This window comes from Sphingomonas sp. jy18 (assembly GCF_056931895.1).
This window is the reverse complement of sequence record NZ_JBXPBT010000007.1, coordinates 12,601-31,442: the sequence shown is the minus strand read 5'-3', so window position 1 is coordinate 31,442 and position 18,842 is coordinate 12,601. Positions and strand designations below refer to the sequence as shown.

Below are 18,842 nucleotides of genomic sequence, written 5' to 3'. Positions count from 1 at the left end.
GATTGAACCGGAGTGAGCAGAGGACCGGCCCCCATCATCATCGACCGTGGCGGCGTGGGGCTGGCGCATGGCGGGCATGATATCCGCCGTGTGGCCACCGGGCTGCTGGTGGCGATGGCCGCGCTGTTCTTTTTCACCCACTGGGCGGCGGCGCGCTGGCCGGAGCATGCCGATGCGCTGGCTTTTGTCCGTGCCTTTGCCGAGGCGGCGATGGTCGGCGGGCTCGCCGACTGGTTCGCGGTCACCGCGCTGTTCCGCCATCCACTCGGTCTGCCGATCCCGCACACCGCCATCGTGCCGCGCAACAAGGACCGCATCGGCGATACGCTGGCGCTGTTCATCCGCCAGAATTTTCTGATCCCGCGCATCATCGCGCGGCGTCTGCGCGGGCTCGACATCGCCGGGGTGGCCGGGCGCTTCCTGACCGATCCCAGCGTTTCGCCGGGGCGGATGCGGCGGGGGGCCTCGCGGCTGATCGCCGACATGGTCGGCAGCCTCGATCAGGACCGGCTGGGCGGCATGGTCAAGAGCGCGCTGGCCGAACAGATCCGCAAGCTCGATATCGCGCCGCTGCTGGGGCAGACGCTGGTCGCGGCGATGGCGGATGGACGGCACCAGCCGCTGCTCGACGGCTTCGTCAGCTGGGCGAGCAAGACGCTGGAGGACAATGACCATCTGATCAAGCACATGGTGCATGAACGCGCCAATTCGATCGTGCGCTTTACCGGGCTCGACGAGACCATTGCCAATTCGATCATCAAGGGGCTGCACAAGCTGCTGGCGGAGATGGCGGGCGACGACGACCATCCGATGCGGCTGCGCGTCGAGGAGGGGCTGGCCAAGCTCGCGCACGATCTGCAGCACGACCCGGTGATGCAGGCGCGCGTTGCCAATGTCCGTGACGAACTTCTGGAAAATGTCGCGGTCAAACGCTGGCTGGACGGGCTGTGGGAGCAGGGGAGGGGTGCATTGCTGCGCGCGGCGCGGGACCCGGACACTGCGCTCGCCGGGCGGCTGGGGGACGCGCTGCGGCAGGCCGGCGCGATGCTGGCCGAGGATGCCGCTATGAAGCGGACGATCAACCGCTTCGCCCGCCGCGCCATCGTCGGCGCGACCGACAGCTATGGCGATGCGGCGGTGCGGCTGATCAGCGATACCGTGCGCGGTTGGGATGCGGAAACGGTGACCGAGCGGCTGGAGAGTGCAGTGGGCCGCGACCTGCAATATATCCGCATCAACGGGACACTGGTTGGCGGCCTCGTCGGGCTGCTGATCCATTCGGTGGAGGTGTGGCTGTGAGCGCGGATTTCGCAATCGATCATGTGCAGGTCGCCATTCCGCGCGGCGGGGAGGATGTGGCGCGGGGGTTCTACTCCGGACTGGTAGGGCTGGCCGAGATACCCAAGCCGGCGGACATGGCCGGGCGGGGCGGATGCTGGTTCGCGGTGGGAACGCTGCAACTGCATCTGGGGGTGGAGGCCGACTTTCGGCCTGCCCGGAAGGCGCATGTCGCATTGGTCTGCGCCGACCTGCCCGGACTGCGGGCGCGGCTGGAAGCAGCAGGCTGCACGCTGAAGGACGATGTGCCAGTTGAAGGGCGGGCGCGGTTCTTCTCCGAAGATCCGTTCGGCAATCGTATCGAGTTCGTAGATGTGGGGTGAGGGCGCTTCCTCCCCCTGAAGGGGAGGATGCTTGCATCGCGTATCCTTTCCCGCCATCGCTGCCGGCCATGAGCATCAACAGTTTCGGCCATCTGTTCCGCTTCACCACCTGGGGGGAGAGCCATGGGCCCGCCATCGGGGCGGTGGTCGACGGGTGCCCGCCGGGGTTGGCCTTGGCCGAAGCCGACATCCAGCCGTTTCTCGATGCGCGTCGACCGGGTCAGTCGAAATTCACGACGCAGCGGCAGGAGCCGGACCAGGTGCGCATCCTGTCGGGCGTATTCGAAGGTCGAACCACGGGCACGCCAATCAGCCTGATGATCGACAATGTCGACCAGCGCTCCAAGGATTATTCGGACGTCGCCAAGGCCTATCGCCCCGGCCATGCCGATTATGCCTATGACGCCAAATATGGCTTTCGCGATTATCGCGGCGGTGGCCGTTCGAGCGCGCGCGAGACGGCGAGCCGGGTGGCGGCAGGCGCGGTGGCGCGGCTGGTGATCCCCGAGGTGCGGATCATGGCGTGGGTGTCGCAGATCGGCGGCGACGCCATCGATGCCGGAGCGTTCGATGCCGGGGAGATCGGCCGCAATCCCTTTTTCTGTCCCGATGCCGCTGCGGCCGCGCGCTGGGAGCGGCTGGTCGACGAGGCGCGGCTCGCCGGATCGTCGCTGGGTGCGGTGGTCGAATGCGTGGCGACCGGCGTGCCGGCGGGCTGGGGCGCACCGCTTTATGCCAAGCTCGACGCCGAGCTGGCGCACGCGATGATGGGGATCAACGCGGTCAAAGGCGTCGAAATCGGCGATGGTTTCGCTGCCGCCCTGCTCAGCGGTGAAACCAATGCCGATCCCATGCGTCCGGGTGACGATGGACCGGAATTTCTTGCCAATCATGCTGGCGGCATCGCCGGGGGAATCTCCACCGGGCAGCCGGTACGGGTGCGCGTGGCATTCAAGCCGACAAGCTCGATTCTCACGCCGGTGGAGACGATTACCCGGGAAGGCGAGGCCACCGAGCTGCGTACCAAGGGGCGGCACGACCCATGCGTAGGCATCCGCGGCGTGCCGGTGGTCGAGGCGATGATGGCGCTGGTGCTCGCCGACCAGAAACTGCTGCATCGGGGGCAGTGCGGCTAGGCGGCATTGCCCTTGGTGTCACCCGTAGCCCTGCACTGGTCGAGGGGCGGATAGCTGTATCGAGAAGCGCCCTTCGACAGGCTCGGGGCTGCGGATTTTGATGGCGGATGTCTTTGCCTTTCTGGCCGCGAACCAGGCGATTGTCGGCCTGGTCGTGCTCGCTGCGATGTTCGTCGCTTTCCTGTTCGAGCGCTTTCCGCCTTCGGTGATCGCGGTCAGCGGGGCGGCGGCGTTGATCGCGCTGGGTCTGCTCGACGAGAAGGCGGCGTTCGCGGTGTTTTCCAACAGCGCGCCGCTGACTGTCGGGGCGATGTTCGTGCTGTCGGGGGCGCTGATCCGTACCGGGGTGATCGACCGCGTGGGCAACTACATCGTCGAGCGCGCTGTGCGCCGGCCGAAGATGGCGGTGGTCGAGGTGTTCGGTGGCGCGCTGTTCGCGTCTGCTTTCCTCAACAACACCCCGGTGGTGGTGGTGCTGATCCCGATCTGCTTCCGGCTGGCCGACGCGCTGGGGGTTTCGCCAAAGAAGCTGCTGATGCCGCTGTCGATCGTCGCGGTGCTGGGCGGCTGCATCACGCTGATCGGCACATCGACCAATCTGGTGGTCGCGGGCATTGCCGAGGAGGCGGGGCTGGAGCCGTTCGGGCTGTTCAGCATTTCCCCTTATGGCCTGGCCATCAGCGCGGCCGGCGTGGCGACGATGCTGGCGCTGCTGTGGCTGCTGCCCAGCGATCAGCCATCGATTTCTGAAACCGGCAGCGAATCGCCGCAGACCTACCTCACCGAACTGGTGCTGCTGGATGGCGACCCGGCGGTGGACATGGCGCTCGATGCCGCGCCGTTGCCGGTCGCCGCCGGATCGGTGGTGGCGCTGGTCTCGGGCGGGCGCAGCCTGACCGGCGCGGAAGCGCTGGACCGGCGGCTGGCGGCGGGCGACCGGATCGTCATCCGCGCCGACGGAGCGCTGCTGATGACATTGCGCGACGAGGGGCGCTTCGGCATCGGCATGGGCAGCGGCAGCGCCGACAAGAGCCATGTCGTAGAGGTGACGATTGCGCCGACGCATCCGTCGATTGGCAGGCCCTTGCTGGAAATTCCGTTCATGCAACGCCAGCGGGTGCGGATACTGGGTGTCTCGCGCTTTCGCCATCTGCCCGGGCCGACGCTGGCGCAGAGCCGCATCCGCGCCGCCGACCGGCTGCTGGTCGAGGCGGACGAGGCCAATATCCGCCAGCTCAAGGATAATCGCGGGTTGATCGGCCTGTCGGTCAGCAGCGTGCGCGCGTTCCGCCACAGCAAGGCGTGGATCGCGGTTGCCGCGCTGGTCGGCGTGGTGCTGCTCTCCGCGCTCGACATCGTATCGATCGGCGCCGCCGCCTTTGTCGCGGTAGCGGTGATCCTGCTGGCGAAATGCATCGACGCCAGCGAGGCCTGGGCCAGCATCGACGGCGATGTGCTGATCCTGATCTTTGCCATGCTGGCGGTGGGGAGCGCACTGGAAAGCGCAGGTTCGGTGGCGCTGATGGTCGACGGGCTGATGCCGTGGCTGACCAGCGCGCCGCCATGGGCGGTGATCGCCATCGTCTATTTCTCGGCGCTGATCCTCTCCGAATTGCTGAGCAACAATGCGGTGGCAGCGCTGATGGCGCCGCTGGTCATCGGCCTCGCCGAGCAGCTCGGAGTGGATGCCCGGCCGTTGCTGATCGCGCTGATGCTGGGCGCATCGGCCTGTTTTGCGACCCCGGTCGGCTACCAGACCAACACTTTGGTCTATGCGGCGGGGGACTATCGCTTCATCGATTTCGTCAAGCTGGGCGTGCCGCTCAACATCGTCACCGGGCTGACCGGTTGCCTGGCGCTGGCCTGGTGGGCGTGACGGCATTGCCAAGCTGGCAGCAAGCCGCCACAACCGGGCCGTGACGACTGCGCCAGCCAAGGCGCGGCAGGATGAAGGTGGGAAGCAGCAGATGGACAAGAAACTGACCTGGTACATCCTCGGCGGGATGCTGCTGGGCGTGATCGCCGGCTTCATGGTCTATACGCTGGTGCCCGAAGGCAAGGTGACCATCTGGCCGTTCGGCGTCTCGGGCGACCTCAAGCAGCTCTACATCGACAGCTTCGACCTGCTTTCCCAGATTTTTCTGAGCCTGATCAAGATGCTGGTCGCGCCATTGATCCTTTCCACCATCGTCGCGGGCATCGCCCACATGGGGGACAGCAGCGCGCTTGGCCGGATCGGCTTTCGGGCCATCACCTGGTTCATCATCGCCAGCCTGATTTCGATCGGGCTGGGCCTCGTCATGGTCAACCTGCTGCAGCCGGGCGTGGGGGTGAATTTCACCGCCGCCGAGACCGATGTGGGCGAGGTGGCGAAGCTCGATTTCTTCGACTTCATCCTGCACATTTTCCCCAAGAACGCCTTCGAGGCGATGGCGACCAACAATATCCTGCAGATCCTCGTCTTCTCCCTGTTCGCCGGCGTGGCGCTTTCCGCCATCCGGGAAAAGGGCGCGGTGCTGGTCAAGGGCGCGGATGCGCTGGCGGAAATGATGCTGCAGATCACCGGCTATGTGATGCGCTTCGCCCCCTTCGCGGTGTTCGGCGCGCTGGGCAAGGTGGTCGCGGTCAACGGCCTCGGCATCCTCGGCACCTATGTCGAGCTGCTCAGCGAATTCTACATCTCGCTGATCCTGCTGTGGATCATCCTGCTGTCGATCGGCGCAATCTTCCTCGGCCGCCACATCCTGACGCTGATCCGCTACATTCGTGAGCCGATCCTGATCGCCTTTTCGACCGCGTCGTCTGAAGCCGCGCTGCCCAAGCTGTTCGAGCAGCTCGACCGGTTCGGCGTGCCGCGCCGCATATCGGGCTTCATGCTGCCGCTGGGCTACAGCTTCAACCTCGACGGCTCGATGATGTACATGAGCTTTGCGACGATCTTCATCGCGCAGGCCTATGGCATCGACCTCTCCATCGGCACGCAGATCGCCATCCTGCTGACGCTGATGATCTCCTCCAAGGGCATCGCCGCGGTACCGCGCGCCTCGCTGGTGGTGATCACCGGCACGCTCGCCATGTTCGGCCTGCCGGTCGAAGGGGTGGCGCTGATCTTTGCCATCGACCAGTTCCTCGACATGGGCCGGACCGCGACCAACGTCGTCGGCAATGCGGTGGCGACCAGCGTCATCACCAAATGGGAAGGCATGCTGGAGGCGGAGGAGCCCGCCGAAATGGAGCTGCGCCACGCGCCGGCCCACACCGTGGCCGGCGGCAAGGCGGGGCTCGATCTGGCAGACGACATGGTCGAGGACCGGCGTGGCCAGCCGGGCTGAGGCGCGCGTGCGGTCTGTGCGGCTGATCCTGGCCGCCGCGCTGCTGGCGCTGCCAGCGGCGGGGCAGGCGCAGACGTCAGCGCCGGCTGCCCCTGCTGCCGCGCCAGCGCCGACTGCGCAACAGCGCAGTCTGGCAGCGGGCTATGTGGCGCTGACCATGTGCAGCGCGATCTTTACCTCGCGGCGCCTTGGCGCGGAGCGGACAATCGAGAGCATCCGCGCTAACGAGTTGCGCGGTGTCTATCCCGAGCTCGATGGCGAAGTTCAGGTCATCCACGCCTCCGAAGAGGGGGATGCCTATGCCGCCTACTGGTCGAGCACCATGCCTCCGCGCCGCGCCGCATTCGATACGCGGACAGGAGGCTGTCGGCTCGACCCCGTCGGGACGGGAGAACCGCCCGGCCGCGACTATATCCACTATCCCCCTGTCCGTGCGACGATCCGCTTCGACCCGCTGCGCATCCCCGGCAACTGGCCGACTGGCGATGCGCGGGCATTGGCAGCGCCGCAGGGCGATGTCCCCGCACTGGCCGACGCCGCAGCCCGCGCGATGGGAGAAGGCTATGGCGAGGGCAGCAACACGACGGCGCTGGTCATTGTCCAGAACGGGCGCATCGTGACGGAAACCTATGCACCGGGCTTCGGCATCTATACGCCACAGAGGACATGGTCTGTAGCCAAGAGTATCGCGGCGACCATCGTTGGCCATGCCTCGCTTTGGGGCGATGCCGATGTCCAAGCCCGCGCTGCCATCCCCGACTGGCAGGATAGCGGCGACCCCCGCCGCAGAATTACCATCGACCAGTTGTTGCGCATGTCCTCCGGCCTCGGCAGCGACAGCGCGGGCAACCGCACCGACGGCATATACTTCGGCGGGGTCGCGGTCGACCAGCAAGCGCCCGCCTGGCCGCTGATCGCGGCTCCTGGCTCGACCTTCCGCTATGCCAATAACGATACCCTGCTGGCGATCTTGGCCATAAGCCCGAGCTTTGTCGGCAATTCGCCGCGCGCCTTTTTCGACAGCGTGAACATGCACGCGACCGTTGCCGAGACCGACTGGCGCGGCAATTATGTGCTGTCGTCGCAGGTGTGGGCGACCGCGCGAGACCTTGCCCGGTTCGGTATGCTCTATCTGAACGACGGTATGTGGAATGGCACGCGCATCCTGCCCGAGGGGTGGCGAACCTATGTCTCGACGCCGAGCGGGCCGCAGCCGCCGGGCGATTTCGGCTATGGCGCTAGTTTCTGGCTGATGAACCGCAGCGAGGGCGTGCCGGCGGATACCATCGCCGCCTTCGGCAATCGCGGGCAATATGTGGTGATGGTCCCCAGCCGCAGCATCGTCATCGTCCGGCGCGGTGAGGACCCGGCGGGTTCGCGGTTCGACATCGCGGCGTTCACTCGCGATGTGTTGGCGGCGCTGGAGTGACGGCGGGTCTTCCGTGCCCTTGCGCCCGCGCTGCGCGCTGCTAGTTTCCGCGGCAACCAGACCCATGCCCGGAGACGACCCATGCCCCCCCGCATCGCCACTTCGCTTGCCGCGCTCGCGGCTGTTATTGCCGCGCCTGCCATGGCCGACGAGATGACCCCGGCGGCGAGCCCGGCCGTGCCGGTTGCGACCGAGGAGGGGGCGCAGCCGTCCGGCATCACCTATCCGCTGACCCGCCGGGTCGATGTGGTCGAGGAACAGTTCGGCGTCGCCGTGGCCGATCCCTATCGCTGGCTGGAAAATGACGTGCGCACCGATCCGTCGGTGGCCGAGTGGGTGGCGGCGCAGAACCGGACCACCGACGCCTATCTGGCGACGCTGCCCGGCCGCGCCGCCTTTGCCGCGCGCATGGCCGAACTCTATCGTTACGACCGGCTGGGCCTGCCGCAGAAGCGCGGCGACCGCTATTTCTTCACCCGCAACAACGGGCAGCAGAACCAGTCGGTGCTCTATGTGCGCGATGGCGCCGATGGCGAAGGCCGGGTGCTGATCGACCCCAACGCCTGGGCCGCCGACGGCGCGACCGCGCTGGCTGAATGGGAGCCGAGCCAGGACGGGTCGCGGCTGATCTACACCGTGCAGGACGGCGGCACCGACTGGCGCATCCTGCGCGTGCTGGATGTCGCCACCGGCCGGCAATTGTCCGACGAGCTGCGCTGGATCAAGTTCAGTGCGCTGACCTGGGCGCCCGATGGTTCTGGCTTCTGGTATTCGCGTTTCCCCGCGCCCGAGGAAGGCGCGGCCTTCCAGTCGCTCAACACCAACCAGGCGATCTATTTCCACCGCATCGGCACCACGCAGGACCAGGATGTGCTGGTCTATGCGACGCCCGATCATCCGCTCTACAGCCACAGCGCAGAGGTGACCGACGACGGGCGCTGGCTGGTGATCACCACCAGCGAGAGCACCGACGACCGTTTCGAGATAAGCATTCTCGATCTGCACCGGCCTGAGAGCGGGGTGCGCAAGCTGATCGCGGGGCTGGAGCACAAGTGGGAGCTGGTCGGCAGCGAAGGCTCCCGCCTGTTCTTCCTGACCGACAAGGATGCGCCGCGCGGACGCATCGTGGCGGTCGATGCGGTGCGGCGGATCGCGCCGGTCGAACTGGTCGCGCAGCGCGAGACGACGTTGCAGCGCGCGCGCCGCGTGGGCGACCGGATCATCCTCTCCTACCTGGGCGATGCCAGCAGCCAGGCCGAGATGGTCGATCTCAGGGGCCGGCCGATTGCGCGGCTGACGCTGGGCGAAATCGGCACCGCGTCCGGCTTCGACGGCTCGGCGCGCAGCAGCGAGACTTTCTACAGCTTTTCGAGCTTCAACCGGCCGACGACCATCTACCGGCTCGATACCGCGACCGGCCGCACCGAGATTTTTGCCGAGCCGCAGGTCAGCTTCAACCCCGACGACTACAGCGTCGAGCAGCGTTTCTACACCAGCCGCGACGGCACGCGCGTGCCGATGTTCGTGGTGATGAAGCGCGGCATCGACCGCACCGGCGGATCGCCGACCATCCTCTATGGCTATGGCGGCTTTGCGCTGCCGCAGACGCCGGGCTTTTCCCCCACCCGGCTGGCGTGGCTCGATGCCGGCGGGGTCTATGTCGTCGCCAACCTGCGCGGCGGCAGCGAATATGGTGCCGCGTGGCACGATGCGGGGCGGCTGCTCAACAAGCAGAATGTGTTCGACGATTTCATCGCTGCGGGCGAATATCTGATCCGCGAAGGGATTACGGGCGCGGGCGAGCTGGCGATCGAGGGGCGTTCCAACGGCGGGCTGCTGGTCGGCGCGGTGGTCAACCAGCGGCCGGACCTGTTCGCCGCGGCACTGCCCGGCGTCGGCGTGATGGACATGCTGCGCTTCGACCGCTTCACGGCGGGGCGCTATTGGGTCGACGATTATGGCTATCCCAATCGCGAGGCCGATTTCCGCAACCTCTATGGCTATTCGCCCTACCATAATGTCCGCTCGGGGCGGCCCTATCCGGCGATACTGGTGACCACGGCGGATACCGACGACCGCGTGGTGCCGGGCCACAGTTTCAAATACACCGCTGCATTGCAGGCCGCCGAGATCGGCGACCGGCCGCATCTGATCCGCATCGAAACGCGCGCCGGGCATGGCGCGGGGACACCGGTCGACAAGCTGGTGGCGGCCTTCGCCGATCAATATGCCTTCGTCGCGCAATGGACGGGGCTGGACGTGGTCGCGGGGCTGGCGCGTCCTGCGGCGCCGGCGGTGGGTGAGTGAGAGTAATTTCCGTCATTGCGAGCGTAGCGAAGCAATTCAGGGCCAGCGTTAACGGCCCTGGATTGCTTCGCTACGCTCGCAATGACGACTAGAGATGAGACAAGGCAGCCTCATCACGCTGATCGCCGTGCTGCTGTTCGTGCTGGGCAGTGGCGTGGCCTATCAGCGGCTCTCCACGGTCTCTGAGCGCATTCCGGTCGAAAATTGCCTGTTCGGGGCGGATGCGCAGGAATTTCGCACCGGCATGGAAGCCGGCGCCTTCAATGTCGTCGGCAAGCAGAAGCATTTTCTGGCGCGGCAATATTTTGCCGCAGCAGTGCGCGGACAGGAAGCGATCGGGGTTCCGGCGCGGCAAGGCTGGCTGAATGCGGCGGCGGCGGTGGGCGGGGCGTTTCTGGTGAGCGGCTTGCTGCTGTTGCTTGGGCTGGGCCAGCCGCTGCGCGTGGCCGTGCCGGGATCGCTTCTGCTCGGGGCCAGCAATGCGGTCGCGATCCATTATGCGATCCCAGAAACCTATCTGCTGACCGGGACGCTGTGCCTGCTGGCGCTATGGGCGGTCGTGCGGGTCGACCGCAGCCGCCTGTCGCCTTGGGGGCGGACGGGGGGCGTGACGCTGGCTGTAGGCATCGCCGCGCTGGCGCATCTGCCGGCAGCGGCGCTGCTGCTGGTGCATGGCGTGTTGGAATTGTGCCGTCGCCCCGGCCTCGCGCCGGGACCGCTGTCGAGCGAGCGCGAGGCCGATAGTGGCCCCGGCTCAAGGCCGGTGCGACGGGGATGGTTGGGGCAGATTTTCGCCGCAGCCGCCATTGCTCTCTTCATCGGCCTCGCCCCGTCGCTGTTCCTGACCGGGACCGGTTGGGCGAACGACTATGTGCGCGATTATGCCTCGCTGGCGGGGTTCAGCGATGCAGCGGTGCTGGGCGATTATCTGTCGACCATCGGCCTGTTCAGCATGGTGGCCCCGTTCGATGCCTGCGCGTGCCGCTATGTCGCAGCGGATGCCGTGCGCCTGCTGGCCGACCCGTGGAGGCTGCTGCTGCTGGCAGGGGTGCTCGGCGGATTGATGCTCGGGCTGGCGCGGCTGCGGGGCAGCGCGCACGCGGGGTTCATCGTCGGCCTCGCCGCCTGGTTCGGGGTGACCGCGCTGTTTTACCTCTGGTTCTTTCCTTATGAGGCGATGCTGCCCGGCCTGCTGTTCGCCATCCCCATCGGCCTGACGCTGACCCTTGGACTGGCGCAATGGCGCCATGGCTGCATGGGCCTGGGCCTGCTGGCGTTCGGCCTGTCGATGGCCAACGATCCGCAGCGCTGGCCATCGGTCGAGCGGTTCGGGCAATGCTGCCCGCGCGAGCGCTGGTCGCCATGGCCGCTGCCGCCCGAGCAATGGCTGCCGCCGGAGCAATTGTGAACGATTGACGCCACGCTGCGGCTTCCGCAAGGAACCGTGCAAACAGCACAGCAGGAGAGAGCGGTGACCGACACGGCAATGAACGCGGCAGAGGCGCAGCTCAACGAGCCGTTCGGGGACTATGCGGCGATCCTGAAGGATTGGGCACGACTGCACCCGGATGCGCTGGCCTTGTCCGACGACCATGGCAGCATGAGCTGGGGCGCGATGGATGCGGCGCTCGACCGGATTGCCGCGCAGTTGCAGGCGGATGGTTTGCAGCCGGGCCAGGCGGTGGCGATCCTCGGCACGACGTCGATCCCCTATGCGCTGGCCTATCTGGGGGCGATCCGCGCCGGGGGCTGTGCCGCGCCGCTGACGACATCGGCGACGCCTGCCCAGCTCGCGGCGATGATGCGCGACAGCGGGGCGATGCATCTGTTCATCGACGCTGCCAAGGCGGACGAGCTCGCCGACCATCCGCTGCCCGATCTCAAGCGGGTGATGCTGGAGGGGCTGGACCAGTGGATGGCCCCGGCCGGGACCATGCCGGCCCACCGCGCGCCGCAGGAGGGCGACCCCTTCAACATCATCTATTCGAGCGGCACCACCGGCACGCCCAAGGGCATCGTCCACAGCCATGTCATGCGCTGGCGGCAGGCGGCGGGGGGATTCAAGGCGATCTACGGGCCGGAGTCGCGCTCGCTGCTGTCGACTCCGCTCTATTCCAACACGACGCTCGCCGTGTTCCTGCCGACGATGGTGTGGGGCGGCCATGCGCGGCTGATGGGCAAGTTCGATGCGGGGCGCTGGCTCGAGCTGGCGGAGGCCAATCGCATCACCCACACCATGCTGGTGCCGGTGCAATATCAGCGGCTGCTGCGCCATGCGGATTTCGACCGGCGCGATCTTTCCTCGATGCAGCTCAAATTCTGCACCAGCGCGCCATTTTCCGCCGAGCTGAAGGAGGAAGCGGTGCGCCGCTTCCCCGGCGGGCTGATCGAAATCTATGGCATGACCGAGGGCGGGGTGGTGTGCATGCTGTTCGCGCACAAGCACCCCGACAAGCTGCACACCGTCGGCCAGCCGGTAGCCGGGCATGAGCTGATCGTGCTGGGCGAGGACGACCAGCCGCTGCCGCCGGGGGAGAAGGGCGTGCTGTGCGGCCGCTCCCCCACCATGATGTCGGGCTATCGCAACCAGCCGGAAAAGACGCGCGAGATGGAGTGGCGCGATGCCGATGGCGCGCTGTGGCTCAAGACCGGGGATATTGGCGTGGTCGATGCCGATGGCTTCGTCTCCATCGTCGGCCGCGCCAAGGACATGATCATTTCCGGCGGGTTCAACATCTATCCCGCCGACCTCGAGGAGGTGCTGCGCGAGGAGGCGGGTGTCGCCGAGGCGGCGGTGGTCGGCGTGCCATCCGAGGCATGGGGCGAGACGCCGGTCGGCTTCGTGGTGGCCGAGGCAGGCGTCGAACTCGATGTCGATGCGGTGCTGGCCAGCTGCAACGCCAGGCTGGGCAAGACCCAGCGCCTGTCCGCATTGCACCTGATCGACGAAATGCCGCGCAGCCATATCGGCAAGCTGCTCAAGAGCGAGCTGAGGGAACGGCTGGCCTAGAGCCTGTCCGGGGAGGGGGCGTGCGGCTATCCTTCGACGTCAGCGGAAAAGCGCCAGCCCCTCCACCATCCTGCGGATGGTCCCCCTCCCCGTGCCGGGGAGGACCTAAGCCAGCCGCTCTTCATTTGCCGCGCCAGCCCCTCCACCATCCTGCGGATGGTCCCCCTCCCCGTTCCGGGGAGGACCTAAGCCAACCGCTCTCCATTTGCCGCGCCTGCCCCTCCACCATCCTGCGGATCGGCCCCCTCCCCCTTTCCGGGGAGGACCTGTTCCTTAACCGCCGCTAACGCGCCCATTCAGCATCGCCTCAAAAGCGATTCGCTATCCCCTCGACCATGGAGCCGCCCCCCCTTCAGCGGCTCCACCTGCGAGGAGATACGAGCATGTTGACCAAGAATGGCCTGAAGGCAGCGACCGGGTCGCTGCTCGCTGCTTCGATGCTGATGACGGCGATGCCCGCATCGGCCCAGTATCGTGGCGACCGCCACCATCGTGACCGCGACGGCATAAGCGCTGGCGAAATCATTGCCGGTGCGGTCGTGGTCGGCGGGCTCGCCGCCATCCTGTCCAACAACGACCGGGGTGGGCGCTATTATGACCGCTACGACAACCGCTACTACGACAGCTGGGATTATGACTGGCAGCGCAGCGGCGGATCGCGCCAGGCGATCGAGCGCTGCGTCTATGCGGTCGAAGGCCGGGGCGGGCGGCGTGACGATGTCGATGTCCGCCGCATCACCGATGTCGATCGCATCCGTGGCGGCTACCGCATCGAAGGCCGCGTCGCGGTCGATTATCGCGGCGGCTATCGCGGCGACCGCTGGGATCGCGACGATCGCTGGGATCGCGGCGGTGGCTATGGACGCCAGCGCTATGACGATCGCGGGCGCTTCACCTGCATCGTGCGGTATGGCCGGGTGCAGGACGTCGATTTCCGCGGCATCTGAACCGGTGCGAGCACAATAGAGGCGACCGGTGGGGCACAGCTTCACCGGTCGCTTTTTGTTTCAAATTGTCGCTTTTTTTCAGTCGTTTCCCAAGCGGAAGTGTTTGACGGCCCCGCCGGCGCGCAATACTCTGTCGATATTCGCCGGGCTTGCGCCGGCGGATGTCGGGAAGGCGGCCCGTCTCTTGTCAACTGACTGACATGGTGGGGCGATCGGTGCCCCGTCGAGGGGGACGATAGCAATGGGCAAGCCTGATCCTGTGACTCCGCTGACCAAGGCGGAGAAAGCCTTTGTCGCGCATCTCGACAAGACCAGCGACCGCGAGACGGTGCTGTCCGAGCTGATGGCCAATCTACAGACCGCGATCGAGATCGAGCTCGCGACCATCCCCATCTATCTCTACACTTACTATTCGCTGGTGCGGAACACCGAGAGCGGACAGAATATCGACGAGGCGCAGTTCTTCGCCAACAAGGCGGGCGGCGTGATCATGAGCGTGGCCGTGGAGGAAATGCTCCACATGTCGCTCTCTTCCAACATATTGTTCGCGCTCGGCGGGACCCCCAAGCTCTACAAGCGCGCGCCGGGCGCCTATCCGACCGGGCTGCCTTTCCACAATCCCAAGGGCCCGCCCGGGCCGAACGGGGCGACTGCGGTGGAAATCCCGCTGGGCAAGTTCAGCTTCGAGCAGCTCTGGCATTTCTTGCAGATCGAATATCCGGAAAAGCACGATGCGCTGCCCGAAGATCGCAACTGGGATACGATCGGGCAATTCTACAGCTACATCCGCTGCCTGCTGTCGACGCGATTCCTGACCGACGCCGATTTCCAGAAGGGTGCGGCACCGAGCGCGATCCAGCCGTTCAACTATTCGCCGAACAATGTCGACACCGCATACCCGAGCGGGCGGTTCGACCCGTGGAAACCGGCGCCGCCCGCGCCCGAGCCGGGCTGGGCCAGGAGCAATGGCTGCCCGAGCGGGGCGCAGGCGGCGGTCTATCCGGACATGGCGGACAGCCATGCGGGGGCGACGGCGCTGGTCACGGTCAGCTCGATCCGCGATGCGCTGATCGCTATCGACACCATCTGCGACCAGGGCGAGGGCAATGCGACGCCGGTCGGGGCGTCGGACGTGGATGACCCGAGCAAGACGGAGTTTTCCCATTACTGGAAGTTCCTGACGCTGCAGGCGCAATTTGCCGACTACAACGGGTGCAAGGAGGTGCTGGCCGCCGAGCCCAAGCCGCCGGCACCGATCCTGCCGGCGATGACCGAGGCATTTCTGGCAGACGTGATCGTCGACTTTCCCGACAATCCGACCAACGCCGACTATCCCGAGGCGCTGCGGCCGATCGCGCGCTTCTGTTCGGCCTGTTTCCAGTACATGCTGATCATGACCGAGACGATCTTCCGCGTCGAGCCCGGCCAGCAGAAGCTGTTCTTCAACGAAGGGCTGCACCGATCGATGATCTGGGTGCTGGACAAATACATCCGTACCATCCGCCAGATTCCGCTGGATTATGCAGGCGATACCCCGCCCGCCTATGCCGGCAAGTTCATGGGGCCGACCTTCGAGAATGTCGATCTGGGTGCCCGTGAGAGCAGCTTTGCCGGGCTGGCGGCCTATGGCCGCGCGGCGATCAAGGCGGCGCAGGCGATCATCGACGCAGATCCGGATGCGCCGATTGCCGGGGTGATGGGCAATGTGATCTATTATGTCGGGGTGGCGACGACCAAGACCGGCAGCGACGGCGCGCCGATGCATCTGCCCGATGTCGGCCCCTATTGGGCAGATGCCGGCGATCCGGTGCCTGCGCCTTACCCCTACAAGGCGATCCCGCAATTCCCCGCGACCATCGGCCCGCAGCCGGAGGGGCTGCCGCTGCATGCCTGCATGGGGATGAATGCCTGCAAGGGATCGGACCGGTTCGGCATCGCCGGCCCCAAATTCGGCGCGCCCAACGAGTGCGCAGGGCAGGGCTGGTGCTCGACCGCGGCCGACCACACCTGCCATGTGCAGAACGAGTGCCGCAACCAGGGCGGCTGCGGCCTCTATGGCACCGCCGAGGAGATGAACCACCCCGGCAAGAATGATTGCCGCAGCCAGGGCAGTTGCGCGACGCCGATCAACGCCGAGCGGTTCAGCACCAACGGCCCCAACCAGGGCAAGAGCGTGTGGGTGCGGGCGCGGCAGGTGTTTGCCGAGCAGACCTGGCCGGACCTGCGCAAGGAGCTGCTCGCCAAGCAGAAGGCGGGCATCATCCCTGCCGACCTGCCGCTGCCGGCCAAGCTGGGCAAACCGCCGGCGGCATTCGCGCACACCGGACCGACGTACCTCTGGATCAGCGCCGACAATAGCGAGCGCGGCAACATGACCGCGTGCGGATCGAGCGGGTTGAGCGGGGCCGGCGGGTGCAGTTGAGGGGGTTGACCTCGCCCGAGCGTCACTCATGTCATTCCCGCGAAAGCGGGAATGACACACATTTGAATCGATGGTTGTCTCGGCACTCCCCCGCCTTGGGCTCGGGCTCGGCCTGCGCAATGTGCATTTCGAGACGATCCTGTCCGACTGGCCCAACGTCGGCTGGTTCGAGGCGATATCCGAGAATTTCATGGACTCGGGTGGGCGGCCGCGCGCCATCCTGCGGCAGGTGGCGGAGCGCTATCCGGTGGTGCTGCATGGCGTGTCACTGTCGATCGGGAGCTGCGATCCGCTCAATCGCGGGTATCTTGGGCGGCTGAAGGCGCTGGCGGACGAGATCGCCGCGCCATGGGTCAGCGACCATCTGTGCTGGACCGGGATCAACGGCCTCAATTCGCACGACCTGCTGCCTTTGCCGCTAACCGAGGAAAGCCTGCGTCATGTGACCGAGCGGGTGAGCGAGGTGCAGGATGTGCTGGGGCGCCCGCTGATCCTCGAAAATCCGAGCAGCTATATCCGCTTCGCCCAGTCGACCATCGACGAACCGGACTATCTGCGTGCGCTGGTGGAGGCGACGGGCTGCGGGCTGCTGCTCGACGTCAACAATGTCTTCGTCAGCTGCTGGAATGCCGGAGCCGACCCGGTGGCCTGGCTGGAGCGTTTTCCCTTCGAGGCGGTGGTGCAGATGCATCTGGCGGGGCACCAGCAGCATCAGGACCATCTGATCGACACGCACGACCAGCCGGTACGGCCGGAGGTGTGGGAGCTGTTCCGGATCGCCTGGGCGCGGACGGGGGGAGCGTCCACCTGCCTCGAATGGGATGACCATATCCCCGACTTTGCCGACTGTCTGGCGGAACTGCACAAGGCGGAAGCCTATATGGGCGCTGGCGGTGGCGACGTGGCGGCGATGCCCCGCCGGCAGGCACGCGACGGGCTGGCGCACCCGGCCGATTTCCTGATTCCGCGCGTGATGGACAGCGTCGTCGAGGCGGCGGCGTGAGCGCGCTTGCGGCCACCCAGCGCTGGCTGCACGAGGCGCTGGTGTTTCCGCGCACGGCTGGCGCAGAGGATGCGGCGGCGCGGTTGCTCGCTTCTGCGGCACTGGGCGCGGCGGAGGGGCTGGCCATCTACCAGCGCGGCTATCGGCTGCGCATCCTGAGCTGCATGCGCCAGCAGTTCCCGGCGCTGTGCCACGCGCTGGGCGAGCCGCTGTTCGACGATTTCGTGGCCGATTACATTCGCGCGATGCCGCCTGAGAGCCACACGCTCTACGATCTCGGCCGCCGCTTTGCCGGCTTCCTCGAGCAGGAACGGCCCGACCGCGAGGCGCCAGAGGAAGCGCGCGAGCCGTGGATCGACTTCATGATCGATCTGGCGCGGTTCGAGCGGCTGCTGTTCACCCTGTTCGATGCCGAGGGATGGGAAGGGCGCGCGCTGGCCACGCAGGATACGCCCGATGCCGCGCTGCGCCTGCAACCCGCTTTCGCGCTGGGGGCGTACCGGTTTCCGGTGGCCGCCTACTATCATGCCGTCCGCCGGGACGAGCAGCCGGACCTGCCCCCGCTCGCGCCGAGCCATGTCGCGCTGTGCCGCACCGATTATGTCACGCGCACGCATCTGCTGGAGGAGAGCGAGTATCGGCTGCTGGCGCGACTGATGGCCGGCGGGAGCATTGCCGAGGGGCTGGCGGCGACGGCGGCCGACACCGGCCTGCCCTTGGACGCGGTGGCCGCGTCCTGGCAGCATGCCGAGGGGCCACGGCGGCGCTGGATAGCGGCGGGATTCTTCATCGCCGACGCCTGACGGAACCGCTGTGGCGCGGTACGGTTTGGTGTGCGGGCGGCGACTGGAGGGGATCGGTCATGCTGATGATGCTGGTGGTGGTCGGCTGCGTTTCGGCAGCGTTGTTGGTCGGCGCGGCATGGGGCATCTGGGGCAAGCTGCCGCCCATGCTCGAAGGGTTTCTGATCGCGCTGGCGGGGGGCGCGCTGGTCGAATCGCTGATCCTAGAGTTGATCGAACCATCGATCGAACAATCCTCCGTGCTGGTCGCGCTCGCGGCGGTGGCGGCGGGGGCGAGCATTTTCACCGGGCTCGATTATCTGGTCGACGAGACGTGGGGCAGCGACAATGGCGGCGGCCTGCTGGCGGCGATCACGCTCGATGGCATTCCCGAAAATCTGGCGCTGGGGGTGGCGCTGATCGGGGCGCAGCCGCTCGAAGTCGCGGCACTGGCCGGCGCCATCCTGCTCTCCAACCTGCCCGAAGCCGCGGGCGGCGCGCGCGAGATGGCGGCGGGCGGCCGGGCCAAGGCCAGCGTCTTCCTGCTGTGGGCAGGCGCGGCCGCGCTGCTGGCGGCGGCGGCGATCGCGGGCAATGTGCTGATGGCGGGGGCATCGCCGCATGTGCTCGCGGCGACGCGCTGTTTCGCCGCGGGTGCGGTGGTGGCGAGCCTCGCTACCGAGGTGTTCCCCAAGGCGTTCAAGGAAGACCATCATCTCGCCGGCGTTGCCACCGCGCTGGGGCTGGTGCTCGCCTTCCTGCTGGCGGAGCTGGGCAAGAGCGGCGGATAGCGGCGGGGCCAGGCGGCCCGAC

General features: G+C 66.8%; 14 protein-coding genes. All 14 read left to right on the top strand.

All coding sequences use genetic code 11. The features are described 5' to 3' along the window. Positions 1 to 114 precede the first annotated feature (114 nt). Positions 115 to 1,299, top strand: a complete 1,185-nt coding sequence (locus AC0QC4_RS14385; protein WP_483660690.1) for a DUF445 domain-containing protein — start codon at positions 115 to 117, stop codon at positions 1,297 to 1,299. Next, positions 1,296 to 1,661 (top strand): VOC family protein, encoded by a 366-nt coding sequence (locus tag AC0QC4_RS14380; RefSeq protein WP_483660597.1) that lies wholly within the window; start codon positions 1,296 to 1,298, stop codon positions 1,659 to 1,661. The genes AC0QC4_RS14385 and AC0QC4_RS14380 overlap by 4 nt, the downstream gene beginning before the upstream one ends. A gap of 68 nt (positions 1,662 to 1,729) precedes the next feature. Continuing rightward, positions 1,730 to 2,797 (top strand): chorismate synthase, encoded by a 1,068-nt coding sequence (gene aroC, locus AC0QC4_RS14375; protein ID WP_483660596.1) that lies wholly within the window; start codon positions 1,730 to 1,732, stop codon positions 2,795 to 2,797. A gap of 100 nt (positions 2,798 to 2,897) precedes the next feature. Continuing rightward, entirely contained in the window at positions 2,898 to 4,673 is a 1,776-nt protein-coding gene (locus AC0QC4_RS14370; protein ID WP_483660595.1) for a sodium:proton antiporter, read from the top strand. A 91-nt stretch (positions 4,674 to 4,764) separates the two neighbouring features. Continuing rightward, positions 4,765 to 6,129 (top strand): dicarboxylate/amino acid:cation symporter, encoded by a 1,365-nt coding sequence (locus tag AC0QC4_RS14365; protein WP_483660689.1) that lies wholly within the window; start codon positions 4,765 to 4,767, stop codon positions 6,127 to 6,129. Then, on the top strand, positions 6,113 to 7,558 hold the full coding sequence (locus AC0QC4_RS14360; RefSeq protein WP_483660594.1) for a serine hydrolase domain-containing protein: 1,446 nt from the start codon (positions 6,113 to 6,115) through the stop codon (positions 7,556 to 7,558). Before AC0QC4_RS14365 ends, AC0QC4_RS14360 begins: the two co-directional genes overlap by 17 nt. 141 nt (positions 7,559 to 7,699) lie before the next feature. Further along, a complete protein-coding gene (locus AC0QC4_RS14355; protein ID WP_483660688.1) occupies positions 7,700 to 9,865 on the top strand; it encodes a prolyl oligopeptidase family serine peptidase in 2,166 nt (721 codons plus the stop codon). A gap of 94 nt (positions 9,866 to 9,959) precedes the next feature. After that, complete coding sequence (locus AC0QC4_RS14350; protein WP_483660593.1) at positions 9,960 to 11,273, top strand: hypothetical protein; 1,314 nt, start codon at positions 9,960 to 9,962, stop codon at positions 11,271 to 11,273. A gap of 78 nt (positions 11,274 to 11,351) precedes the next feature. Next, on the top strand, positions 11,352 to 12,875 hold the full coding sequence (locus AC0QC4_RS14345) for a class I adenylate-forming enzyme family protein (RefSeq protein WP_483660687.1): 1,524 nt from the start codon (positions 11,352 to 11,354) through the stop codon (positions 12,873 to 12,875). 383 nt (positions 12,876 to 13,258) lie between these two features. Beyond that, positions 13,259 to 13,822, top strand: a complete 564-nt coding sequence (locus AC0QC4_RS14340) for a hypothetical protein (protein ID WP_483660592.1) — start codon at positions 13,259 to 13,261, stop codon at positions 13,820 to 13,822. A 241-nt stretch (positions 13,823 to 14,063) separates the two neighbouring features. After that, a complete protein-coding gene (locus AC0QC4_RS14335; protein ID WP_483660591.1) occupies positions 14,064 to 16,244 on the top strand; it encodes a ferritin-like domain-containing protein in 2,181 nt (726 codons plus the stop codon). 70 nt (positions 16,245 to 16,314) lie between these two features. Then, the gene (gene bufB, locus AC0QC4_RS14330; RefSeq protein WP_483660590.1) at positions 16,315 to 17,247 is read left to right on the top strand and encodes an MNIO family bufferin maturase; all 933 of its coding nucleotides are present in this window, start codon (positions 16,315 to 16,317) and stop codon (positions 17,245 to 17,247) included. Continuing rightward, a complete protein-coding gene (locus AC0QC4_RS14325) occupies positions 17,244 to 18,050 on the top strand; it encodes an HvfC/BufC family peptide modification chaperone (protein ID WP_483660589.1) in 807 nt (268 codons plus the stop codon). The genes bufB and AC0QC4_RS14325 overlap by 4 nt, the downstream gene beginning before the upstream one ends. 59 nt (positions 18,051 to 18,109) lie before the next feature. Continuing rightward, a complete protein-coding gene (locus AC0QC4_RS14320; RefSeq protein WP_483660588.1) occupies positions 18,110 to 18,820 on the top strand; it encodes a ZIP family metal transporter in 711 nt (236 codons plus the stop codon). The last annotated feature ends 22 nt before the right edge of the window (positions 18,821 to 18,842 follow it).